The sequence below is a fragment of the Streptomyces sp. P5F9 genome (genome assembly GCF_057961495.1).
Map to the genome: position 1 here is coordinate 1 of NZ_JBXVPZ010000527.1, position 6,215 is coordinate 6,215.

6 protein-coding genes are annotated in these 6,215 nt (G+C 69.8%); 5 read left to right on the plus strand and 1 reads right to left on the minus strand.

Going from position 1 to position 6,215, the window contains the following annotated elements; genetic code table 11:
- The first annotated feature begins 273 nt into the window (after nt 1-273).
- From AC31A1_RS44535 to AC31A1_RS44550, 4 genes are all read left to right on the plus strand, one after another.
- Nucleotides 274-732, plus strand: coding sequence for an SH3 domain-containing protein (locus AC31A1_RS44535; protein ID WP_489658779.1), 459 nt, complete (start codon nt 274-276; stop codon nt 730-732).
- A gap of 61 nt (nt 733-793) precedes the next feature.
- Nucleotides 794-2,152, plus strand: coding sequence for an FtsW/RodA/SpoVE family cell cycle protein (locus AC31A1_RS44540; RefSeq protein ID WP_489658780.1), 1,359 nt, complete (start codon nt 794-796; stop codon nt 2,150-2,152).
- 8 nt (nt 2,153-2,160) lie between these two features.
- On the plus strand, nt 2,161-3,618 hold the full coding sequence (locus AC31A1_RS44545; RefSeq protein WP_489658784.1) for a penicillin-binding transpeptidase domain-containing protein: 1,458 nt from the start codon (nt 2,161-2,163) through the stop codon (nt 3,616-3,618).
- Between the two features lie 44 nt (nt 3,619-3,662).
- Nucleotides 3,663-4,184 carry a DUF3291 domain-containing protein gene (locus AC31A1_RS44550; RefSeq protein WP_489658781.1) on the plus strand — a complete coding sequence of 174 codons (522 nt, stop codon included), beginning with the start codon at nt 3,663-3,665 and terminating at the stop codon, nt 4,182-4,184.
- A 12-nt stretch (nt 4,185-4,196) separates the two neighbouring features.
- On the opposite strand, the gene AC31A1_RS44555 is transcribed toward AC31A1_RS44550, so the two are convergent.
- On the minus strand, nt 4,197-5,000 hold the full coding sequence (locus AC31A1_RS44555; protein ID WP_489658782.1) for a hypothetical protein: 804 nt from the start codon (nt 4,998-5,000) through the stop codon (nt 4,197-4,199).
- A 136-nt stretch (nt 5,001-5,136) separates the two neighbouring features.
- Between AC31A1_RS44555 and AC31A1_RS44560 the strand changes: the two genes are divergently transcribed.
- On the plus strand, nt 5,137-6,075 hold the full coding sequence (locus tag AC31A1_RS44560) for an AurF N-oxygenase family protein (RefSeq protein WP_489658783.1): 939 nt from the start codon (nt 5,137-5,139) through the stop codon (nt 6,073-6,075).
- Nucleotides 6,076-6,215: the final 140 nt, after the last annotated feature.

Here is a 6,215-nt window from a genome sequence, read left to right on the forward strand (position 1 = left end):
GTTCTCGAATGTGGACGCCGGTGATGGTGGTGGGGCGCTGGCGATCCTGACGCTCCGGTAAGTGGGGCGACGAGAGCTCGGGGCTGCGGGTGATTCGTCGACTGACGGCCGTGCGTGGCTGGTCGCGCAGTTCCCCGCGCCCCTTTGGGGCGCGCCCACGCGGCCCGCGTTCATATGGCGCCCGCTCGTGTGGACCAGTGTGACGAGCGAGGGCTCTCCCCTCCTCCTAATGTGGCGATTAGTCAGGTTCGCCCCACCCTTGGAGGTTCCCCCATGTCCCTCAGCCTCTCCCTCCGTCGGCTTGGTATAGCGGTTGCCGCCGGTGCGCTGGTCACCGCTGCCGCTGTCACTCCCGCTGTGGCCGACGACGAATGGGGGGACGAAGACCCGGGCGTCAGCCGTCAGGACGACGGCGGGTGGAACCAGCAGGGTGACGACGACTTCGGCGGTCGTGGTGACTACGACCACCAGGGCGACCACGGCGATCACGACAACCCGCGCCTGTACCGGGGTGTCGTCACGGCCGGTCAACTCGCCCTGCGTTCCCGCCCGGACCGCGGCAGCAGGATCATCCGGTACGCCTACCGCGGTGAGCACGTCGAGATCTTCTGCAAGACCAACGGCTCCAACGTCCAGGGCAACCACCTCTGGTACCTCCTCACGGACGGCACCTGGGCCTGGGGCTCGGCGCGCTACATCGACAACATCGGACCCGCGCCCCGCTGGTGCTGACGGACGAGACACACTCCCCACCCAAGGCACACAACCCGCACCATTTGGGTAAGTTCCGGACATGACCAACGCCGGAACCACCGTCACAGCGGACCTCCCCACACCCGCTGTGCGCCTCCCCCGGCGCCGTGGCATCGAACTCACCCTCATCGTCGTGGCCGTCCTGCTCTCCGTGTACGGCTACTGCGCTGTCGGTCTCGCGAAGAACGGCACGGTCCCGCCCGGCGCCGCCGGCTACGGCGCCGGGCTCGGCGTGCTCGCCCTGCTCGCGCACATCGCGGTGCGGCTGCGGGCCCCGTACGCCGACCCGCTCCTCCTGCCGATCGGGGTCCTCCTCAACGGCCTCGGGCTCGTCCTCATCTACCGGCTCGACCTGGAGACCCCGGGCGACCGGGCCGCACCCACCCAACTCGTGTGGTCCACCCTGGGCGTGACCCTCTTCATCGTCGTGGTCGTGGCCCTGCGCGACCACCGCGTGCTCCAGCGCTATGCCTACGTCTGCGTGGCCGCCGCCCTCGTCCTCCTCACCCTCCCGGTCCTCTTCCCGGCCGTGAACGGGGCCCGGATCTGGATCCGGATCGGCGGATTCTCCATCCAGCCGGGCGAGTTCGCGAAAGTGCTCCTCGCCGTCTTCTTCGCCGCGTACCTCGCGGCCAACCGCAACGCGCTCGCCTACGCGGGCCGCCGCGTCTGGCGCCTCCAGCTCCCCACCGGCCGCGTGCTGGGCCCGATCGTCGCGATCTGGCTGTTGAGCGTCGGCGTCCTGGTCATGGAACGCGACCTCGGCACCTCGCTCCTCTTCTTCGGCCTGTTCGTGACCCTCCTCTACGTCGCCACCGGCCGCACCGGCTGGATCGCGGTCGGCCTGCTGCTCGCGGCCCTCGGCGCGGTCGCGGTCGGCGGGCTCGAACCGCATGTCCACAGCCGGGTCCAGGACTGGCTGCACCCCTTCGCGTCCATCGACGCGGGCCACGGCCCCAACCAACTCGCCCAGTCCCTCTTCGCGTTCGCGGCCGGCGGCATGCTCGGCACGGGCCTCGGCCTCGGCCACTCCATCCTCATCGGCTTCGCCGCCAAATCGGACTTCATCCTGGCCACGGCCGGCGAGGAACTCGGCCTGGCCGGCCTCTCCGCGATCTTCATCCTCTACGGCCTTCTCGTGGAGCGCGGCTACCGGGCGGGCCTGGCGCTGCGCGACCCCTTCGGCCGGCTGCTCGCGGTCGGGCTCGCCTCGATCGTCGCGCTCCAGGTGTTCGTGATCGCGGGCGGGGTGACCGGCCTGATCCCGCTGACCGGCATGGCGATGCCGTTCCTCGCCCAGGGCGGCTCCTCGGTCGTCACCAACTGGGCGATCGTCGCCCTGCTGATCCGGCTGAGCGACTCGTCCCGCCGTCAGTACGACATCGAGGTGGCCGCGTGACCGACTCCATGACCCGCCACATGCGCCTCGCGGCGGCCTTCTGCACCCTGCTCCTGCTGGCCCTGCTGGTGAACGCCACCCGCATCCAGGTCTTCCAGTCCCGTTCCTACGACGACAACATCGCCAACCGCCGCCACACCATCGCCCGTTACGACCAGCCGAGGGGCGGCATCCTCGTCGGCGGCAAGTCCATCACCGGCTCCCGCGACTCCGGCGAGCAGCTCCGCTATGAACGGACGTACAGGAACGGCCCGTTGTACGCGCCGGTCACCGGCTTCGCCTCGCAGGAGTACGGCACGACGTTCCTGGAGCACTCCGAGGACGGCATCCTCTCCGGCACCGACTCGATGCTCTCCCCGTTCCCCCTGTGGAACGACCTCACCCGCGCCCAGAACCCCGGCGGCAACGTCGTCACCACTCTCAACCCGGCCGCACAGCAGGCGGCTTACGCCGGACTCGGCGCGCGCACGGGCGCGGTGGCCGCGATCGAACCATCGACCGGCCGCATCCTCGCACTGGTCTCGACCCCGTCCTACGACCCCGGCGCCCTGTCGGGCAACAGCCGTTCCGCGAACCGCAGTTGGGCCCGCCTGAACGCCGACCCGAACAAGCCGATGCTCAACCGGGCGGTACGGCAGACCTATCCGCCGGGTTCGACGTTCAAGGTGGTCACCGCGGCGGCGGCGCTGGATGCGGGGGTGGTGACGGACCTGGACGCGGCGACCGACTCCCCCGACCCGTACACCCTCCCCGGCACCTCCACGACCCTCACGAACGAGGGCGACGGCTGCGTGGACGCGCCGCTCCGCTCCGCCTTCGAGTGGTCGTGCAACACGGTGTTCGCCAAGCTGGGCGTGGACGTGGGCGTGAAGGACATGAGCACCACGGCGGAGGCGTTCGGCTTCAACGACACCGACGCGCGGATCCCGTTCTCGGTCTCCCCCAGCACCTTCGACACGACGCTGGACAAAGCCCAGTTGGCGCTGTCGTCGATCGGGCAGTACAACACGCGGGCCACGCCGTTGCAGATGGCGATGGTCGCCGCGGCGGTCGCGAACGGCGGGCAGGTGCGGGAGCCGTACCTGGTCGAACGGACGACACGACGGGGCGGCGAGACGGTGTCGACGCCGGGCTCGCGCCCCGTCCGCCAGGCGATGCACCCCGCAACCGCCGTACAGATGAAGGAACTCATGGAGGACGTGGTCACCGAAGGCACCGGCACGAACGCGGCGATCCCCGGCGCGACCGTCGGCGGCAAGACCGGCACCGCGCAGCACGGCATCGGCAACTCCGGTACGCCGTACGCCTGGTTCGTGTCCTGGGCGCAGGGCGAGCGGGACATGGAGCCGAAGGTGGCGGTCGCGGTGGTGGTGGAGGACGCGTCGGCGGACCGGTCGGACATCAGCGGCGGCGGCGACGCGGCGCCGATCGCCAAGGCAGTGATGGAGGCGGTGCTCGGTTCCTGAGACGGGGGTACCGGGGCCGGCGCGCGCCGACCTACCGTTCGGTCATGACCAACCATGCCTTAACAACACCCGCGTACGAACTCGCCCAGGCCAACGTCGGCCGCCTCAAGTTCCCTTTGGACTCACCGGAGTTGAAGGACTTCGTCGACGCCCTCGATCCCGTGAACGCCACCTCCGACTCCGCCGCGGGCTTCGTCTGGCGCCTCCAGTCCGACTCCGGCAACGCGACGGACGTCCCGGTCCTCGACGACGACTGGCTGATCATCAACATGTCGGTGTGGCGCGACACGGACGCCCTGAACGCGTTCATGTACCAGGGGCAGCACCGGGAGTTGCTGGCCCGGCGCCGGGAGTGGTTCGAGCGGGTGCGGGAGGCGATGGCGGTCCTGTGGTGGGTCCCGGCGGGCCACCGCCCCACGGTGGCGGAGGCGGAGGAACGACTCCTGCATCTGCGGGCGCATGGCCCGACGCCGTACGCGTTCACGCTGCGGACGTCGTTCGCGGCACAGGGGGCGGGGCCGGTGGAGCCGGTCAACGTCCCTGAGGGGATGGGCTGTTCGGTGTAGCGGACCGTCCGCCTACTTGATCGGCGTGCGCACCTCCGAGCGCACGCGGAGCACCGTTCCGGCGGCCGACTTCAGGTCCAGGTCCGCGCTGACCCCGCCGAAGGTCATCTCGGCGACCAGCGCGGACGTGTTGCCGTCGGCCCAGGCGCACACCGGGAAGGTGTACGTCGGGCCGGCCGAGCTGTCGGTGACGATCTCGCAGCTGATCCGGGTCCCCGAGCCTGCCGGGGTGACGTCCTTCGGCGGGACGATCACCGTCTTGCCGGCACCGGCCCCGAAGCCCTTCAGCGCGCCCGCGCGGATCGCACCGGTGTTCCTGAGCCGGCCGTAGAAGCCGGAGATCACCAACGCGCCCTGGCCCGCGTCGCCGTAGAGGCTGTAGCGGGCGACGACGGCGTGGGTGACCCGGGAGTTCCGGCTGTGGGACAGCTCCTCCTCCATCTCCCGGCCGGCGGTGCCGGTGAGGTCGTGCGCGAGTCGGTAACGGCTGTCGAGCAGCGTCCCGGGGAGGGTCAATCCGTACTCCGCCTTGGGGAATTCGGCCGCGGTCGCCTCCCGGACCCGCACGATCGCCACGTTGACGACGAAGCCGAGCCCGAGCACCACGGACAGGACCCGCAGGGCGAGTTGGGTGCGCCGCCGAAGCGGGGAGGGCGGTACCGGGACGGGCTGAACTCCCCAGCCGTGGGCGGCGGACGGGCCGTAGAGGCTCTCCGGCGGTGAAGGCTGTGAAGGCTGCGGGCGCTGTGAAGGCTGCGGGCGGCTGCGACGGCGGGGGAGGCTGCGACGGCGGGGGAGGCATGGACACGCCAGCACCGTACAGGTGTGCGGATCGCCGCCGCCCGGCCAATAAGTCCCGCACGAGGGTTGACGAGCTTGCTGACAAGCAGTCTCATAAGACGTCGGAGGATGTGACCCCGGGTAACACACCGATCCGCGAGGTGGGAGAACCATGACGACCCTGACCGAAGCCGACGCGGTCGACGGGCTGCGTGACGCGCTCGGGCTGTTGAAGGACCGCGAGCAGGTCGCGGAGCGGTTGCTCGCGTCCTCCGCCAAGCACTCCTTCGACCCCGACAAGGAACTGGACTGGGACGCGCCCTTCGAGGACGGCAAGTGGTTCTGGCCGCCGGAGTTGGTGTCCCTGTACGACACCCCGCTGTGGAAACGGATGGGTGAGGAACAGCGCGTCCTGCTCTCCCAGCACGAGGCCGCGGCGCTCGCCTCGCTGGGCATCTGGTTCGAGCTGATCCTGATGCAGCTGCTCGTCCGGCACATCTACGACAAGGCGGCGACGAGTGCGCATGTGCGCTACGCGCTGACCGAGATCGAGGACGAGTGCCGGCACTCGAAGATGTTCGCGCGGTTGATCTCACGGGGCGATACGCCCTGGTATCCGGTGAGCCGGGTCCACCAGAACCTCGGGCGGCTCTTCAAGACCATCTCCACGACGCCCGGTTCGTTCACGGCGACGCTGCTCGGGGAGGAAGTCCTCGACTGGATGCAGCGGTTGACGTTTCCGGATGAGCGGGTACAGCCGCTGGTTCGGGGGGTCACGCGAATCCATGTCGTCGAGGAGGCTCGTCATGTCCGGTACGCGCGGGAGGAGTTGCGGCGGCAGATGATCACTGCCCCGCGGTGGTCGCAGGAGTTCACGCGGGTCACTTCTGGGGAGTTCGCGCGGATCTTCTCCATCGCTTTCGTCAACCCTGAGGTCTACACGAACGTCGGGCTCGACCGGGCGGAGGCGGTGGCTCAGGTGCGGGCGAGTGGGCATCGGCGAGAGGTCATGCAGAACGGGTCGAAGAAGCTGACGGACTTCCTCGACGACATTGGTGTGCTGCGGGGTGTGGGGCGGCGGCTGTGGAAGGCCTCGGGGCTGCTGGCTTGAGTTCATGGTGCGGCCCGGTGGGGGCTGGTCGCGCAGTTCCCCGCGCCCCTAAAAGACAGCGGCTGGCCTGCGTTTTTAAGGGGCGCGGGGAACTGCGCGACCAGCCACGACGTACCCGCAGCCGCCCGACTACCCTGCAC

Bases quoted from the DNA above. Each gene is read 5' to 3' on its own strand.
- AC31A1_RS44535 (WP_489658779.1), top strand. From the start codon at position 274: ATGTCCCTCAGCCTCTCCCTCCGTCGGCTTGGTATAGCGGTTGCCGCC.
- AC31A1_RS44540 (WP_489658780.1), top strand. From the start codon at position 794: ATGACCAACGCCGGAACCACCGTCACAGCGGACCTCCCCACACCCGCT.
- AC31A1_RS44545 (WP_489658784.1), top strand. From the start codon at position 2,161: ATGACCCGCCACATGCGCCTCGCGGCGGCCTTCTGCACCCTGCTCCTG.
- AC31A1_RS44550 (WP_489658781.1), top strand. From the start codon at position 3,663: ATGACCAACCATGCCTTAACAACACCCGCGTACGAACTCGCCCAGGCC.
- AC31A1_RS44560 (WP_489658783.1), top strand. From the start codon at position 5,137: ATGACGACCCTGACCGAAGCCGACGCGGTCGACGGGCTGCGTGACGCG.